13 protein-coding genes are annotated in these 16,454 nt (G+C 52.8%); 6 read left to right on the top strand and 7 right to left on the bottom strand.

The genetic code is table 11. The features are described 5' to 3' along the window. Positions 1–3 precede the first annotated feature (3 nt). The 3 genes from galE to C7E10_RS05905 are packed head-to-tail and all read right to left on the bottom strand — an operon-like array spanning position 4 to position 3,387. Positions 4–993: a UDP-glucose 4-epimerase GalE gene (galE, locus tag C7E10_RS05895; protein WP_105326406.1), complete on the bottom strand. Its 990-nt coding sequence runs from the start codon at positions 991–993 to the stop codon at positions 4–6. An 11-nt stretch (positions 994–1,004) separates the two neighbouring features. Further along, a complete protein-coding gene (locus tag C7E10_RS05900; protein ID WP_105326407.1) occupies positions 1,005–2,369 on the bottom strand; it encodes a phosphohexomutase domain-containing protein in 1,365 nt (454 codons plus the stop codon). Positions 2,370–2,400: 31 nt separating this feature from the next. Continuing rightward, the gene (locus C7E10_RS05905; protein ID WP_105326408.1) at positions 2,401–3,387 is read right to left on the bottom strand and encodes a hypothetical protein; all 987 of its coding nucleotides are present in this window, start codon (positions 3,385–3,387) and stop codon (positions 2,401–2,403) included. Between the two features lie 160 nt (positions 3,388–3,547). Here C7E10_RS05905 and C7E10_RS05910 point away from each other — a divergent pair, with 160 nt between their 5' ends. Next, entirely contained in the window at positions 3,548–4,162 is a 615-nt protein-coding gene (locus C7E10_RS05910; protein ID WP_105326409.1) for a hypothetical protein, read from the top strand. Between the two features lie 49 nt (positions 4,163–4,211). Here C7E10_RS05910 and clpB read toward each other — a convergent pair whose 3' ends face one another. Further along, positions 4,212–6,755, bottom strand: coding sequence for an ATP-dependent chaperone ClpB (gene clpB, locus C7E10_RS05915; protein ID WP_105326410.1), 2,544 nt, complete (start codon positions 6,753–6,755; stop codon positions 4,212–4,214). A gap of 138 nt (positions 6,756–6,893) precedes the next feature. On the opposite strand from clpB, the gene C7E10_RS05920 reads away from it, so the two are divergent. Continuing rightward, positions 6,894–7,955 (top strand): hypothetical protein, encoded by a 1,062-nt coding sequence (locus tag C7E10_RS05920; protein WP_105326411.1) that lies wholly within the window; start codon positions 6,894–6,896, stop codon positions 7,953–7,955. A 104-nt stretch (positions 7,956–8,059) separates the two neighbouring features. Here C7E10_RS05920 and C7E10_RS05925 read toward each other — a convergent pair whose 3' ends face one another. After that, entirely contained in the window at positions 8,060–9,571 is a 1,512-nt protein-coding gene (locus C7E10_RS05925) for a CYTH domain-containing protein (protein WP_105326412.1), read from the bottom strand. 124 nt (positions 9,572–9,695) lie between these two features. Here C7E10_RS05925 and C7E10_RS05930 point away from each other — a divergent pair, with 124 nt between their 5' ends. The 4 genes from C7E10_RS05930 (at position 9,696) to C7E10_RS05950 (ending at position 13,550) form a co-directional block, all read left to right on the top strand. Beyond that, positions 9,696–10,235, top strand: a complete 540-nt coding sequence (locus C7E10_RS05930; protein ID WP_105326413.1) for a flavin reductase family protein — start codon at positions 9,696–9,698, stop codon at positions 10,233–10,235. A 484-nt stretch (positions 10,236–10,719) separates the two neighbouring features. Continuing rightward, positions 10,720–11,154: a Fur family transcriptional regulator gene (locus C7E10_RS05935; RefSeq protein ID WP_105326414.1), complete on the top strand. Its 435-nt coding sequence runs from the start codon at positions 10,720–10,722 to the stop codon at positions 11,152–11,154. A gap of 720 nt (positions 11,155–11,874) precedes the next feature. Beyond that, positions 11,875–12,636 (top strand): helix-turn-helix domain-containing protein, encoded by a 762-nt coding sequence (locus C7E10_RS05945; protein ID WP_105325742.1) that lies wholly within the window; start codon positions 11,875–11,877, stop codon positions 12,634–12,636. Between the two features lie 23 nt (positions 12,637–12,659). After that, entirely contained in the window at positions 12,660–13,550 is an 891-nt protein-coding gene (locus C7E10_RS05950; protein WP_255419934.1) for an IS3 family transposase, read from the top strand. Between the two features lie 268 nt (positions 13,551–13,818). Here the strand turns inward: C7E10_RS05950 and C7E10_RS05955 are convergent, their stop codons facing one another. Beyond that, complete coding sequence (locus tag C7E10_RS05955) at positions 13,819–15,258, bottom strand: YfcC family protein (RefSeq protein ID WP_105326416.1); 1,440 nt, start codon at positions 15,256–15,258, stop codon at positions 13,819–13,821. 22 nt (positions 15,259–15,280) lie between these two features. Continuing rightward, positions 15,281–16,438, bottom strand: a complete 1,158-nt coding sequence (locus C7E10_RS05960) for a M20 family metallopeptidase (protein WP_105326417.1) — start codon at positions 16,436–16,438, stop codon at positions 15,281–15,283. Positions 16,439–16,454 lie beyond the last annotated feature (16 nt).

Genomic DNA, 16,454 nt, shown 5'->3' on the forward strand with positions numbered 1-16,454 from the left:
CCTCTATTCTTCGTATCCGTTGGGATGCCCTTCGTGCCAGCGCCAGGCAGTGGTGACGATTTCCTGGATGGTGCTGTGGCAGGGCTGCCAATGGAGCTCCTCTTTGATTTTGGCGGAGGAAGCAATCAATTTGGCCGGATCCCCAGCCCGTCTTGCTTCTTCCTTCACGGTGAAGTCCCGGCCGGTAACCTTCTTCACGGCGTCAATGATTTCCCGGACGGAGAACCCGTTTTCCGTGCCCAGGTTGTACACCCGGCTGCTGCCGCCCTCTGCCAGATGGTTCAGGGCCAACACATGGGCAGAAGCCAGATCCTTGACGTGAATATAATCCCTCAGGCAGGTGCCGTCGGGGGTGGGATAGTCCGTACCAAAAATGGACACGCTGTCCCGCTTGCCCTGGGCTGCCTGGAGAATCAGGGGAATCAGGTGGGTTTCCGGCCGGTGGTCTTCCCCGATATTGCCGGCAAGGGCTGCGCCGGCTGCATTAAAGTAGCGCAGGGCCACGTAGTTCAGACCATAGGCACTGCTGTAGTCCGCCAGCATCTTTTCAATCATCAGTTTGGTGCGGCCATACACATTGGTGGGCTTTAAGGGCATATCCTCCGTAATAGGCACCGCTTCCGGTTCCCCATACACGGCCGCCGTAGAGGAAAATACCAGCTTGTCCACGCCTGCTTCCCGCATGGCATCCAAAAGGCCCAGGGTGCCCGCTACATTATTGTAGTAGTATTTCCCCGGGTTCACCATGGATTCCCCCACCTGGCTGCTGGCAGCAAAGTGGAGCACCCCGTCGATTTCATACTGGCCCATAATATGCTTCAGGAAAGAGAAATCGTGGATATCCCCTTCAATCAGCTGGACCGTTTCCGGCACCGCATTCACATGACCGGTGCTGAAGTTATCATAAACAAAAGGAGTATAGCCCTTCTGGACCAGCTCCTCTACCACATGGGAGCCGATGTAACCGGCTCCCCCTGTTACTAGTACGTTCAATGTATTTCCTCCTATACCCGTTTGCCGCCAATCAGGTCCAGCATTTCCCGGGTCTTTTGTTTCAGCAGCTGTCCATCGCCCCGGGTTTCCACGTTCAGGCGGACCACCGGTTCGGTGTTGGATTTGCGCAGGTTGAAGCGCCATTCATTGTAGACCACGCTCAGGCCGTCCATCCGGTCTTGGATGCCGGACTTGAACCGGGCGGATAGGCTTTCCAGCACCTGGTCGGCGTCTTCCACCTCCAGGTTGATTTCCCCGCTGCAGGGATATTCCTGGATCCGCTGGTCCACCAGCTGGGACAGAGGCTGACCGGAACTGGAAATCAGGGCAATCACCAAAAGCCAGGGAATCATCCCGCTGTCGCAGTAGGAGAAATCCCGGAAATAGTGGTGGGCGCTCATTTCTCCGCCGTACAAGACCCCTTCCCGGCGCATGCATTCCTTGATGAAGGCGTGTCCGCTCTTGCAGCGCACCGGCTTGCCGTCAAACCGGGCAATGATGTCTTCCGTATTCCAGGTAAGCCGGGGATCGTACAAGATTTTGCTGCCCGGATGCTTTTGCAGGAAGTACTGGGCCAGAAGCCCTACCAGATAGTAGCCTTCAATGAAACGGCCGTTTTCGTCAAAGAAGAAGCAGCGGTCAAAATCCCCGTCCCAGGCAATGCCCAGGTCGGCTTTCTCTGCCTTTACCGCAGCCGCCGTAGCCTGCCGGTTTTCCGGCAGCAGGGGGTTGGGCACCCCGTTGGGGAAGTTCCCATCAGGGGTATCGTTGATCATTACAAAGCGGCAGGGCAGGTGCTTGGCCAGTTCCTTAACTACAGGCCCGGCACCGCCGTTGCCCGGGTTGGCCACAATTTTCAGCGGCAGCAGCCGGGAGCTGTCGATATAGGTCAGCAGGTGGTCCACATAGCTGGGCATAATGTTGACTTCTTCGTAATCGCCCCGTTTTTCCGCCTTGGGCACCCGGGTCTCAAAATCTTCAGCGGACACCAGGTCTGCCAAATCCTTCAGCCCCGTATCCGCAGAAATGGGCCGGGAACCGGAGCGGACCAGCTTCATCCCGTTATAGTCCTTGGGATTGTGGCTGGCCGTAACCATCATGCCTCCGTCCGCTTTCAGGTGGGCGGTGGCAAAATACATCATTTCCGTGCCGCACTGGCCCAAATCCCAGACGCTGGCGCCGCCGTCCCGCATACCTTCTGCGGCAGCCTTGCTGAGGGCCGGTCCGCTGAGCCGGATATCATGGCCGATCACCAGGTGCTTGGCCTTCAGGTAAAAGGCCAGGCTCCGCCCCAGGCGGTAGGCCAGTTCTTCATTGACTTCAGTGGGCACAATGCCCCGAATATCGTACGCTTTAAATGCTTTGGTACTGATCACGTAGGTTCCTCCAATAATTCTATTTCCCGCCTTAATAATTTAAGGGAGTTGTATCCAGGGGCAATAGGTCCTGGGCCTTGCCCAAAGGCGTCCTAAGCCCCGTCCGGTTGATGATGGTCACATTGCCGTTTTTGATGACAATGTCCGTCCGCGCCAGTTCCCTAAGCACAAAGCCCAGGGCCATGACAAAGTTCAGCCGGTCTTTCTCTTCCAGGGTAAAGCCTTCGTAGTCCGGTTTGCGGGCAGCCAGGTCCTGCAAATAGCCAATTTGGTCATCGTGTTCCTGTTTCAGGGTTTCCATGGTTTTGAGCACATGGGTTACCACTTCCACCAGCCGGGCGGTCCGGGCTTCCACGTCCGCCAGCAGCAGGGACTGGGTATCGGTTTCCGTCTTGAACTTCAGGGCTTCTTCCCGGGTCATCTTGCTGCCGTCCTTGCCGGCAAAATAGCCGGGGCGCAGCACCTTGGGAAAGCCCATAATCCGTTCGATGACGCTCATTTCGTCCAGTGCCGTCACCTCGGAGGTGTACAGCGGCTGGTCCATGATTTTTTCCATCACCAGCCGGGATTCGTCCCGTTCCAGCTCATTTTGGCTGTAGGAGCTGGCAGCTCCCCCGTGCAAAGCCAAAATGGTCAGCATGCCCGTGCCTTCCGTATCCAGCTTCTGGTCCCGGATCCGGTCCACCACCCGGGCAATGCGGCGCAGTTTCCGCACGTCCTGGGGCAGCAGGTGCATATTCTTATGACTTTTGTACGTATAGTGGCCAGGAAGGTTTTCAATCTTGTCCAGAATGGCAAAAACCTCTTCATAATGATGCCAGGTATCCAGTTTCAAATGGGCCAAAGCTTCCACTTGGGGCAGCAGCTCCTCCATTTTCTTATAGAACTTGAACCGTTCCTCATTGTAGCGTTCAATGGCATTTTTCACCATGTTTTCAGAGCTGGTGGCGCTCTTGTACAGTTTTAATCCTGCCGCGCCAATTCCGGCTGCGGCCCACACAAAAATTGGTATTGCCATGCAAATCCCTCTTTTCCCGCACCTTACCCCCTGTTTGGTACAATTGTAACTGTACAAATTATAGCCCGATTTTCCTTCTGAGTCAAAACGAAAAGACATTGAAACACGTTCCCATCCGTTGTAAAATGGTATTTGTAAAAAACTACGAGGAGGATCACCCATGAAAAAATTTCTGGCCTTGGCTGCTCTTTTGGTAACGCTGCTGTCCGTGCCCCTTACCGCGGGTGCTGAAAAAAGCGGCTGGAAGAGCGACAGCTTTTCCTTTAACAAAGTAAAGGTGGTATACCTGAAGGATCTTAGCCGGCGGGATGCGGCTTTCCGGCAGGATCATCCTTCCTTCGTCCGGGATGAGGACGCAGTACGGCAAACCTATCTGAAGCTGCAGAAGGATTTGGATAAGGAAGGCGTTACCCTGTACACCAACCCGGTGATGCTGCCTGACAAAAAACTGCGCCAGACCATCAGCTTGCAGGTTATGGTCAACTACGTAGGCACGGAACCTTCCCAGTCCGCCCTCCAGGAAGCAGCTGCCCAAGCAGCCGCTGAGGAAACCGCTGCAGCGGAGGACAAGAAGGATACCAAGAAAGACAAAGAAGACAAGAAAAAGGGACCGGACGGCACAGCTTACGCCAGCGTAACCTTCCTGGCCACCAAAAACGGCGAGGCCATCTGCCAATACACCGACGCCCGTACCAGCACCAAGGAAACCTCCCAGGAGCTGCTGGAACAGATTGTCCGGGAAGCGGCCGATACCCTGACTGAAAACGGCAAATAACGGCATAAAAAATAATGGTGCGCATTCCTGCGCACCATTATTTTTTTGTTTATTTCACCACTACATCGATCTGGCCATTCTTCAGCACCACTTCGATGGCATCGCCGCTCTTGATGTCCCCAGCCACAATCTTGTTGCTGACCACCGTTTCCACGGTGTGTACAATCAATCTCTTGAGCGGACGGGCACCAAAGGCAGGATCGAACCCGGTCTTGGCCAGGTAATCCACCGCCTCGTCCGAAGCCGTCAGCGTCAGTTCCATCTGGCTATGGAGCCGGTCACCCAGTTGCTTCAGAATCAGCTGCACAATGCTCTTAATCTGTTCGGGTTCCAGAGGCTTAAAGACCACAATGTCGTCCACCCGGTTCAGGAATTCAGGACGGAAGAACTTCATCAGCATATTCCGTACTTCTTCCCGGCCGATCTGGCCCTTGTTTTCCATAATCTCATGGGAACCCAGGTTGCTGGTCATGATAATCAAGGTATTCTTGAAGTCCACATTCCGGCCCTGGCCATCGGTAAGCCGGCCGTCATCCAGGACCTGCAGCAGTACGTTGAACACATCTGCGTGGGCCTTTTCGATTTCATCAAACAGCACCACGGAGTACGGATGCCGCCGCACCGCTTCCGTCAATTGGCCGCCCTCCTCGTAGCCAACATAGCCAGGAGGCGCCCCGATCAGACGGGATACCGTATGCTTCTCCATATATTCGCTCATATCAATCCGGATAATGCTCTTTTCATCATTAAAGAGCACTTCTGCCAGGGCTTTGGCCAGTTCGGTCTTGCCCACCCCGGTAGGTCCCAGGAAGATAAAGGAACCAATGGGTTTGTTGGGATCCTTGATGCCGGCCCGGGCCCGGATTACAGCTTCCGTAACAGCCTGGACAGCTTCGTCCTGGCCAATCACCCGTTTGTGCAGGATTTCTGCCAAATGGGCCAGTTTCTTCTTTTCCCCTTCCACCAGCCGGCTGACAGGGATACCGGTCCAGGTGCTGACCACCTTGGCAATATCGTCTTCGTCCACTTCTTCCTTGAGCAGGCGTTTGTCGGACTGTTCTTCCTTTTCCAGGACAGCCAGCTGTTTCTGCAATTCCGGCAGACGGCCGTATTTCAGTTCAGCCAGTTTGTTCAGGTCATAGGAACGTTCCGCTTCTTCCATTTCCTTCTTCACGTTGTCCATTTCCTTCTTGACCTGACGCACCTTGGCAATGCCGCTCTTTTCCTCTTTCCACTGGGCCATGAGCTTGTCATTGTCGGCCTTCAGCTGTTTCAGTTCCTCCTGGATTTTCTCCATTCTGTCCTTGGACTGGGGATCGTCTTCCTTGCTGAGAGCCTGTTCCTCAATCTGTAATTGCAGAATCCGGCGCCGGCTTTCGTCCAGTTCCGTAGGCATGGAGTCGATTTCCGTCCGCAGACGGGCAGCGGCTTCATCTACCAGGTCGATGGCCTTATCCGGCAGGAACCGTTCATTGATATACCGGTTGCTCAGAGTAGCAGCTGCCACCAGGGCGGAGTCCTTGATCCGCACCCCATGATGCACCTCGTACCGTTCCTTCAGCCCTCTCAGGATGGAAATGGTATCTTCCACGCTGGGTTCCTTGACCATGACAGGCTGGAACCGACGTTCCAGAGCGGAATCCTTTTCAATATATTTCCGGTATTCATTCAGGGTGGTGGCGCCAATGCAGCGCAGTTCCCCTCTGGCCAGCATGGGCTTCAGGATGTTGCCTGCGTCCATGGAGCCTTCGGAAGCCCCGGCTCCTACCACCGTGTGCAGTTCATCAATGAACATGATAATCTGACCGGCAGAATCGGAAACAATCTTCAAAATCTTTTTCAGCCGTTCCTCAAACTCGCCCCGGTACTTGGCACCGGCCACCAAAGAGGCCAGGTCCAGTGCGTACAGGGTCTTGTTCTTCAGGGATTCCGGCACATCGCCGGCTACAATCCGGCGGGCCAGGCCTTCCACAATGGCGGTCTTGCCAACGCCCGGTTCACCAATCAGTACCGGATTGTTCTTTTTCCGGCGGGACAGGATTTCAATGGTTCTCCGGATTTCATCATCCCGGCCGATGACCGGGTCCAGATTGCCTTTTTTGGCCTTGGCAGTCAGATCCTGGCCGTATTTTTCCAGGGTTTTCTTGGTTTCTTCTGCATCCTGGCCTCCCTGGTACTTGCCCACCAGGTCCCGGATGGCACTCCGGGTAATGCCGTATTTGTGGCACAGGGAAACTACTTCACTGTCCCCATCGTCACACAAAGCAGCCAGCAGGTGGGAAGGGGTCACCTCTCCCTGCCCGGCAGCCTTCTGGGCCAGAGCAAACACCCGGGCCAGGCCCGTGCTCATGCTCAGCTGATCCGTACCCTTCACGGAAGGGATCTCCTTCAGCAGGTGATCCACATCCCGGTTAAAGGCATTCTCATCCACGTGCAGGCTTTTCAGGACAAATTTGAAAAACCCGTCCGGCTGGCTGCACATGGCGGACAGCAGATGCACCGTGCTCAGCTCCTGATGGTAGTTCATCACGGCCTGCTGCTGGGCTGCCTCCAGTAAACTTTTAACTTCATCATTCAAGCGTTCTGCCTGCATATCCAACACCTCCGCAAAACTTCTTCATAGCATATTGTTATAGCACTTTTTCTGTAAACAAGCAGGAATTTTCACTTCTGCAACGAATAGAAATGTAATGGAATTATACTTTTTTTACCCGTCCACAAGGAGGACATCATGAATTCGTCCATTTATTTATACCATTTGTTTGACGTAGCCGACGAAATCAATCTGAATCTGGTAGAAGCCCTTTGGACCAGCCGGAACAAGATTGCCTCCCGTCTGCGCCTGGAGAAGGTTTCTCCCCAATCCATTACCTTTAAAGATCCGCCTGTACTGGTGGAACTGGGCAGTCACGAATTGACCCTGGCCGGCCAGGAGTACCTGACCGAAGTCAAAGCCCGGATTTTCGATATCGGGGTAGTCAGCCTGATTTTCCATCTGGATGTACCGGAAGACATCACCTATACCCAATACCGGGACCTGGCCATTGCCTTAGGAGCCCTGCCCAAGGAAGATGTCCGGGAATTTATCGATGGAGTCACCGATACCATCAAGCCCGCCTGCACCAAAATGCGTATTTCCGAGTTTGACGAGGACTTTGTGGTGTACTACTTCCGGGATCCCCTGCCCGATTGGGACTGGGCTCCCCTCATTATGAAGGAAAAAGCCAGCCTCAGCCAGGAAACCCGGGATCACGCCCTGGCCAACCGGTTCTCCTACGGTCCGGACGATGTGGTGTATCTCACCTGGGATACCGCCCTCTTGTACGATAAGACCGGCAGCATGGACCTGCCCGACCTGCTGGAATTTGCCAATGCCCAGTTCCTGGAGCTGCGCTATTACGACGCCGCCCTCAACCGGGCCATTGACCAGACCTACGCGGAAATCGACGGGGCCAGCCGTCCCGAAGGACCGGGCCGCCTGCGCACCTTCCGGCAATTGCGCCGTCACCTTTTGGAAGTTATGGCGGACATGAGCGTGCTGACGGGGAACGTGGACAACGCCCTTAGGGTTACCGAGGACATTTTCAACGCCCGGGTCTATTCCCGGTACATGTACCTGCTCCATACTTCCGTTTGGCGGGAGAACATCAACAACAAAATCAATGTGCTCCAGCGCTGCTACTCCCTCCTGAACTCCGAAATCCTCATGCACCGCTTTACCCAGCTGGGCATGGTGGGCATCGGACTTCTGGCGGTCATTGTCATTCTGCTTCTGCTTATATTCTTGTTCTAAAAAAATCACCCAGGAAGCTCTTCTCACTTCCTGGGTCTTATTGTAAACTTTAAAAGTCAAAAAGTCAAATACTTTTTTGATTTTTTGACTTTTATTTTTTTCTCCTAGCCCAAACTAATTTCAGCGTGGCGCTGGATTTCCTTACGCAGGGCCTTTCCGGCCTTCTCCGCCTTTTTCAGCTGTTTTTCCACCCCGGCGCTTTCCCAGCCTGCCGCATAGCACAGGGCAAAGCCCAGCCGGCGCACCCGCTCTTTCTGGGCGCCAGCCTGATAGGCTTCGATTTGGGCGCAGGTCCGGCAGACCTTGTACCAGGCAGCCTGGTAGGCTTTCCCGGCCTTCACCAGCTTCTTTTTGCCCAACGAGCCGGACAAAGCTTCTTCCAGCACCAAGAGGCCGCTGAGCAACGCCATATTCTCCCTGGCAGCCAAAGGGCTGGGATTGCCGCTTTCACTAAGCAGCCGGGCCTCCTGCTGCCACTTGTTCCAGTAGCGGGTCCGCAGGTCCCCCAGGTGCTGCACCTCCTGGTTTTCCACCGCCAGGGTGGACAGGTACAGCAGCTGCCACAGGCCTGCGGCGGCGGCCTGGGCATAGTACCGGCTGCCCTGTTGTTCCAGCTCCGCGCCCTGGCGTTTCAGCCATTGGGCTGCTTCCTGCAGAGGCTGGCCTTCCTGGCGAGCCAAAAGGTCTTCCAGCCGTTTTTCTTCAGGAAGGGCCTGCTGATCAAAGGGCAGCTTCAGAAGCCCTTGCAGAATCGTGTCCCCCTTTTGCCAGGAGGTACCGGAAAGAAAGTCCTCCCCCAACTGCCACAGACCCCGGCAGGCTGCCAGCTGCTCCTGATATTCTTCCAAGGAAAAACCTTCCGGGTCCCGGCGCCGCTGTTCCAGCTGATCCAGGGCTCCGCCGAGGCTGGCAGCCACAAGACCCCGCCAAGCCCCTTCCGGCGGCATTCCCGCCTCACAGCTGTACCGGGCCTGTTTTTGCCACAGCCCCCGGTCCGGGGTTAGCAGTGCCAGTCCCCGCTGGAATTTGCTGCGTTCTTCCGGCAGCAGGGGAATTTCCCGGGACAGGGCCGCCGTAAAGCGCAGCAGGTCCTTTTCCCGGCCCTTTTTGATTTCCAGCTCGATTTCCTCAATGGGTTCCGTACTGTCCCCAGCCTGGATGCTGCCCGTATCCACCGCCACTTCTACCACCGTACTCTTGGTCAGCTGAAGCAGCGCCACTTTTCGGGTAAACTCCACGGTAAATAACGGCAGCAGCTCGTCTTCCGTCAAAAGGGTCTGGAGCTTTTCATCCATTTGGGGGGCAAAGCCCACCAGCACCGGCTGCTCCTTTTCCAGCTGCACCGTATACTCCTGCCGTGCGGAGAACCCGTTCACCGTTTCTCCCCGGGTTTTCACGGTGGCTTCAAACGCCTTGCCGTTGGTCCGGCGGATCCGGTAGGCCATTCCCGTCCGGGTCAGCTTCTGGTCCCTTGTATCGTAGTATCGGTTCACCAGGGCCAGCTCATGCCGGCTGCCTGCAATCAGCTTTTCCTTTACCAGGGGAAGCTGCAGCAGTTTTTTGCGTCCCGCCGGGGTTGATACCAATTTGATTTCCTTTTCTTGTCCGTTTGCCATAAAAGCCACTCTCCTCGTCTTCTTGTACTATTGTATCATACGTAACCTGGTTGCAGAAGACATACAGCTTGACTTGATTTGTTATAATGAAACTGATTGTGCAGTATATAGAGGAGGAATTTGCATGAAGAAACCCATTGATGTTTTTGCTGCGGCAGAAACCATTTTAAAAGCCCTGCCCAAGGGCATCCTGCTTACCACCCAGGAAGGCACCAAAACCAACACCATGATTATTGGCTGGGGCAGCCTGGGCGTCAACTGGGGCAAACCCGTTTTCACTGCCTACGTCCGGGAAAGCCGGTACACCTGGCCCCTGCTGGAGCGTACCCGGGAATTTACCATTAACGTACCCACCGGCGCCCTGGACCCCAAGGTGCTGCAAATTGCCGGTTCCAAATCCGGCCGGGACCTGGACAAAATCAAGGAATTGGGCTTAACCACCGTTCCCGGAGAAAAAGTCAGCGTTCCTGCCATCAAAGAACTGCCCCTGACCCTGGAATGCAAGGTCATCTATATCCAAAAGCAGGATCTGGACCAACTCACTGATGAAGCCAGCAAAGCCAGATTCTACCCCACGGTCACCCCGGCGCTGCCCAGCGGTGACACCCAGGACACCCACTTCACCATTATGGGCGAAATCGTGGCTGCCTATCTGGAAGAATAGTTTTGCAAAGAAAAGGATGTGCCTTCGGGTGCATCCTTTTTTAGGTTAACTATTCCCGGGGCCGTTTTCAGCTTTCCTTTTTTACCATGCAGAAATGTTAAGAATTTTACACATATATGATAAAAATTGTAAACTCGTCAAAAAATTTTTTTCTGTGTTTTTTCCCTTAAAAATATTTTTATTCTTGTGTCCAATCGGTAAAAATTATGCCATATATGGAAAATATTAATAAAAATATGCACGCTTTGCATCTATATTGAGGAAAAACTGTGCTTTTCTTCGGGACTTTTGTTGATTGATAACATTTTTCGAGTATCGGCTATAAGAAATCTCTACGCTGTTTTTATTGACAATCTTCTTCTTAAAAGCTATTATTAAAATGGTTCTTGTATATATTTCAGAAACTTACGTATAATTCTTGGAAACGGAACTTCCTTAGCCGGCTTCGTTTCCCGCCGATGAGTCCAAAGGAGGGGCTACTACCATGTTAACACGAGAAGAGCTGGCCCAGCGTCTGAAAGAAATGCGGTTAAAGATCACCCCGCAGCGGCTGGAGGTATACGCAGCACTATCCGATCCTGATCGTCACCCCACTGCCATGGAAATTTATGAGGATGTAAAGCTGCAAATGCCTACGCTGAGCTTTGCAACCATTTACCAGGCGCTGAACTTTTTCTGCCGTATAGGCCTAGTCCGCATGATTGATGTGGGTGACGGCATTATGCGCTACGATGTGGATACCCGTCCGCATGCCCATATTCGCTGCGAAACCTGCGGCCGGATTTTCAATCTGGACTGGGACTACAAGAAGGCCTTTGATGATGAAGTGGCAGATAAAAGCGGCTTCCTGATCTATCGCCATCAAACGTATTTCCTGGGCCTGTGCCCGGACTGTCAAAAAGCATCCCCCAGGCAATAAGGCCTAGCGCCTTTTGCGGGGTCCGGGCTGCCAGAGCCGGCAGCCCGCCAACTTCATATTTTTTATCCATAGTATCTAAGGTTGTACAGCCTGGAACTATGGATTTTTTTCTGCGGCCCGTCTGCGGCCGCAGAAAAAAGGGGGTGTGAAATAATACTTACCCCAAAAGAAAAAACGGCTTACGAGCTCAAAAGAGTTCGCAAGTCGTTTTTTGTTCTTTATAACCGTATCTAACAAACTTCCTCAGTCAGTCCTGCGGACTGACGGCCCCTACACGCTTTGCGGCCGCATCCAAATAGCCCGACAAATTCTACAAGTGGCTGTTTGGTCAATAAGGCCCATGCGATAGCTGCCCAAGAATTGAGCCTGTAAGGCGAAAATGATTGGCTGGCAGCGAACCGCTCAGGGGCCAGTCTTAGGCCTATACGAGTCATGTGCAAAACGGGCACCGCAAAGCAGCATAGTTTGTAAATACTTGCACTACCCTAAGTCTATTACTTGACCAGTAGCGGCATAGAACGCTTCCTGCAAGCGTTGCGGCCGCATCCAAACATCCCCAAATCCTTCCAAAGGATGTTTGGTTAATAAGGCCCATGCGATAGCTGCCCAGGAATTGAGCCTGCAAGGCGAAAATGACTGGCTAGCAGCGAACCGCTGTAGGAAGTGTCGCCGCCCTTTCCGCCGCACGTTGTGCGGCACCTTCCCCATAAATGGTATGCTATGAATAAAGTAGACTGGCATATAGTTAAACCTCCTGGATTCGTTGAAAGGAGAGTATGTAAAATGTCTATATCGAAAGTCAGTGCAGAGGATAAATTAAAGGCTGTCAAAGCTGTTCTTGCTCATGAAGAATCACCAATGGTTTCTGCAAAAAGGTTAGGGGTTCACTGGAAAGCAGTACAGTATTGGGTAGATGAATATATAGGAAATGGTCCTGAGGTATTTAACAAAAGACAGGTTAAAAGTTATTCTGCTGATCTTAAGATCCAATGCGTAGAGGAATATCTTAAGGGCGAAACGACTATGTCCCAGCTGGTACAAAAATACGGATTAAAAAGTTCTCGTCAAATCAGAGACTGGTTAAAGAAGTATAATAGTCATGAGGAACTAAAAAGTTCGGGTACTGGAGGTGCCAAGATCATGACTAAAGCTAGACAAACGACCTTTGACGAGCGCGTTGAAATCGTAAAATACTGCATTGAAAACGGGAATGCTTACCATGAAACCGCTGAAAAGTTTAAGGTTTCCTACCAGCAAGTCAGAAATTACGTCTTAAAATATAATAAGTACAATACCGAAGGACTCATAGATGGGCGCGGACACAGGAAGCCAGTAGAAGTCCCTGAAGAAGCCCCTACAGAATATGAGTGTATGAAAGCTGAACTCAAACTGGCTAATGCAAAACTCAAAGCCAAGGATATGGAGATTGATTTCCTAAAAAAACTCGATATTGTGGAAAGGAGGCGGGATTCACACAAATAAGATATGGAGCCATTTATGAAGCCATTAAAGAACTGCACGCTGAAAAGAATTACCCTATTCTTGGCCTGTGCAAATTGGGAAAAGTGTCCCGGGCCGGCTACTACAAATGGCTTCATAGAGAGCCTTCAGCACGCGAAATTGACGACAAGGAAATTGCTAAAAGAATAGAAGAGATATACAAGGCTGACCCAGCTAAAGGGTACAGACGAATAGCTGATGACTTACGAGCCCCAAATAAGAAGATCTATCCTGACACGAAACCAATAGCAATTGGTGACGGTCGCGTTCTTCATCTTTGTCGAGTGATAAATATAAAGTCTACGATTAAATATGCCCCTAAGGGCTGCACCCAGCGTGCAATAGATCCTGCATACATTGCAGAAAATATCTTGAATAGGGAATTTAAAGCCGATGCCCCTAACCAGAAATGGTGTACTGACGTCTCAGAATTTCACTACTATGAGGGGGTAGTTGTGCATAAGGTATATCTGAGCGCGATTATTGACCTGTATGACAGACGAATTGTTTCCTATGTGATAAGCAACCGGAACGATAAAAATTTGGTATTCAATACCTTCAATAAGGCATTGTTGAAAAACCCTGGCGCGCATCCCCTGTTTCACTCTGACCGGGGATTCCAATACACCTGCAGGGATTTCCGCAAGATGATTCTAGATGCTGGTATGACGCAGAGTATGTCACGGATAGGAAAATGCATTGATAATGGCCCGATGGAAGGCTTCTGGGGCATGCTGAAAAGAGAACGGTACTATACTCGTGACTTCGACAGCCGTAAAGCTTTGGTAACGATGATTAATAACTACATGGAGTATTACAACAGTGGCCGTTTGCAGCGGAATTTGGGCCGTTTGACCCCTATGCAAAAACATAATAGCTACCAAATGGCGGCGTAGAGGTTTATATTATTAGGAACTGTCTACTTGACGGGGAGCACACCATNCATGGAGTATTACAACAGTGGCCGTTTGCAGCGGAATTTGGGCCGTTTGACCCCTATGCAAAAACATAATAGCTACCAAATGGCGGCGTAGAGGTTTATATTATTAGGAACTGTCTACTTGACGGGGAGCACACCATAAATGTTGAAGGTAATAAGGAACGAACGACGATAGAAGTTTCATTATTTCACACCCTCTTTTGCTGTCTATAGAGTTTTAGGCCTCAGAAGGGTCCCAATTTTACGGCGGTGCAGTAGCTCATGACCCCAAAGGCCACAATCCACCACAGTCCCACCATGGGCACCGCAAACTTCCACCATTTCTTCAGGGGCACCCCAGCTATGGTCAGGATGGTCATAGTGGTCCCGCTGGCAGGGGTAATGCAGTTGGTAAACGCATCCCCCATTTGGAAGGCCATAACCGCCGATTGCCGGGTCATGCCCACCAGATCCGCCAAAGGCGCCATAATGGGCATGGTGATGGCAGCCTGACCGGAACCGGAAGGCACCACAATATTGAACAGGTCCTGGACGATGAACATGCCAAAGCCCATCAGGTAATGGGGCAGCAGGTTCAGGGCGCCAGCCAGATAGAAGATAATGGTGTCCAAAATCTTGCTATCCGTCATGATAATGGTCACGCCCCGGCACATGCTGACCATCAGGCAGGGCAGGGCCATATTCTTGACCCCGGCTACAAAGGCATCGGAGTAGCCCTTGGGGCTGAGTCCCCCTACCACGCCGGCGTACACCGACAGCATCAGGAACAGGGCAGCCAGTTCTTCAATGTAGAAGCCAAACTTGATAACCCCTACCAGCACCGCACAGATGGTGGCCACAAAGCCCACCAATACCAAGGTATGCCGTTTGGTCAGGGCCACATGGGCATTTTCGTCTTCCTCGATATTAAGCTTTTCCTTGTAGATCTTGTCCAGTTCATACATGGGGCTGCTTTCCGGGTTTTTCTTGACCTTTCTGGCGTAATGCATCACGTAGGTAATACTCACCAGAATCAGGATGACCAGCATCACCATACGCACCTGGATGGCAGAGAACATGGGCAGGCCGGCAATACTCTGGGCCACCCCTACGGTAAAGGCGTTGGTCACCCCAGCGCCGTAGCCGGTGCCTACAGAAGCCAGCACCAGGGCCACTGCCGTAATGGAGTCAAACCCCAGGGCATAGCTGACGGACAGAATCAGGGGCAGGAACGCAATGTATTCTTCGCTGCACCCGGCAAAGGAACTGAGCATACTGAACACGGTAATGATCACGGGTACCATCAGGATTTCCCGGCCCGCCATTTTCCGCACCACATGGCCCATGGCCGCGTGAATGGTACCGGTAGCGGCCATTACGTTCAGGGCGCCGCCGATGATCATCAGGAAGCCCACAATTTCGCTGGCTCCCTTGATGCCCTTGGGAATGGACATAAAGGCTTCAAAGATGCCCACCGGATGCTGCTTAATAAAATGGAAGGTGTTGGGATCCACCACCATCCGGCCGCTGGCCGCATCTTTTACCCGGTCAAAAATCCCGGCAGGAATGATGTAGCTGGCCACCACACTTAAAAACAGGATAAAGGCAATAATCAGAATCGGACTGGGTACCGATAAGGTTTTGTTGACGGGCTTTTCCGGCACCGTCTTCGTTTCTTCACTCACAGTGGACTCCCCCTCAAAATGGTTATAACTTGCAAATGGCTGCTGCCAGCAGCTTGGTCCGGGTAAACATCGTTTCTACATTGGCAAATTCATGCTTGGTATGGGCTCCGTCCCCCTGCACCCCGCAGGAACACAGGATGGGAATCCCTGCCTTGGCCATAAAGGACGCATCGGAGCAGCCGCCGGGGTGGGCCGGGCCAAAGGCTGGCTGGCCAAATTCCTGGGCAGCCTGGTTCACCAGGTCCAGGAGGTGCTCATTGCCCGCCGTCTTTTCAAACACCGGCATGCTGGACACAAACTGCACTTCCGTAGTCGTACCGGGCACATAGGTCCGGGCACAGATTTCCTTGATTTTTTCTTCCAGCATGGGCTTATCCGCATTGAAGTCGTAGCGGCAGTCCACCTCAATCCGGCAGTGGTCCGCCACCGCATTGGACACCGTACCGCCGGAAATAATATCCGTGCTGACAATCAGCCCTAAATCCAGGTTGGTCAGCTTCCGCAGCTCCACAATCTTGTAGGCCATTTCCTCAATGGCGTTGCTGGAAGACGCATAGGCGTTGCCCACATGGCCGGCCTTGCCGGTTACCGTAATCCACACGTCCATGCAGCCTTTCCGGCCCACGGTAAGCCCGTTGTCCATCCGGCCCGTTTCAAAATTAAACGCCGCCAGGCAGCCTTCCGCCTCCTGGGCCAGCAGCACATCGGCCTGGGAACCTATATGGGTGGTTTCCTCGTCCCCGACAAAAACCAGCTTGAAGGGATGCTTAGCATACCCCAGCTTGTCCAGCACCTTGGCCAGGTAAATGGCCATGACGATGCCGCCCTTCATATCATTGACCCCGGGGCCATAGGCCTTTCCGTCCCGGATGGTAAAGGGATTTTCCGGATAGCTGCCGTTGGGAAATACTGTGTCCAAGTGGCCGCTAAGCAAAATAGGTTTGCCCGGCCGCTCCTTGCCCAGGTACGCCCGCAAAAGCGGAATGGGGCTGCCCGTGGGCAGCAGTTCACTGGCAAAGCCTTCCCGGTTTAATTTGGCATTGACCTGGCTCAGCAGAGCAAACATGCGCTCTCCTTCTTTGCTGCCGGCCTGAAAATTCACCAGCTCTTTCCAGTAGTCCAGCATTTCCTGGCGGTAGGACTCCACCGCCTGTTCGATGGCTTCCCTTGTGATTTCCATAGGTACGCCTCCTTGT

It is taken from the genome of Acidaminococcus hominis, assembly GCF_900291475.1.
Lineage (GTDB): Bacteria > Bacillota > Negativicutes > Acidaminococcales > Acidaminococcaceae > Acidaminococcus > Acidaminococcus hominis.

Excerpts from the sequence above, each read along its gene's own strand:
- C7E10_RS05925 (WP_105326412.1), bottom strand. The coding sequence starts at position 9,571 with ATGGCAAACGGACAAGAAAAGGAAATCAAATTGGTATCAACCCCGGCG.
- clpB (WP_105326410.1), bottom strand. The coding sequence starts at position 6,755 with ATGCAGGCAGAACGCTTGAATGATGAAGTTAAAAGTTTACTGGAGGCA.
- C7E10_RS05910 (WP_105326409.1), top strand. The coding sequence starts at position 3,548 with ATGAAAAAATTTCTGGCCTTGGCTGCTCTTTTGGTAACGCTGCTGTCC.
- C7E10_RS05905 (WP_105326408.1), bottom strand. The coding sequence starts at position 3,387 with ATGGCAATACCAATTTTTGTGTGGGCCGCAGCCGGAATTGGCGCGGCA.
- C7E10_RS05930 (WP_105326413.1), top strand. The coding sequence starts at position 9,696 with ATGAAGAAACCCATTGATGTTTTTGCTGCGGCAGAAACCATTTTAAAA.
- C7E10_RS05960 (WP_105326417.1), bottom strand. The coding sequence starts at position 16,438 with ATGGAAATCACAAGGGAAGCCATCGAACAGGCGGTGGAGTCCTACCGC.
- C7E10_RS05935 (WP_105326414.1), top strand. The coding sequence starts at position 10,720 with ATGTTAACACGAGAAGAGCTGGCCCAGCGTCTGAAAGAAATGCGGTTA.
- C7E10_RS05945 (WP_105325742.1), top strand. The coding sequence starts at position 11,875 with ATGAATAAAGTAGACTGGCATATAGTTAAACCTCCTGGATTCGTTGAA.
- C7E10_RS05920 (WP_105326411.1), top strand. The coding sequence starts at position 6,894 with ATGAATTCGTCCATTTATTTATACCATTTGTTTGACGTAGCCGACGAA.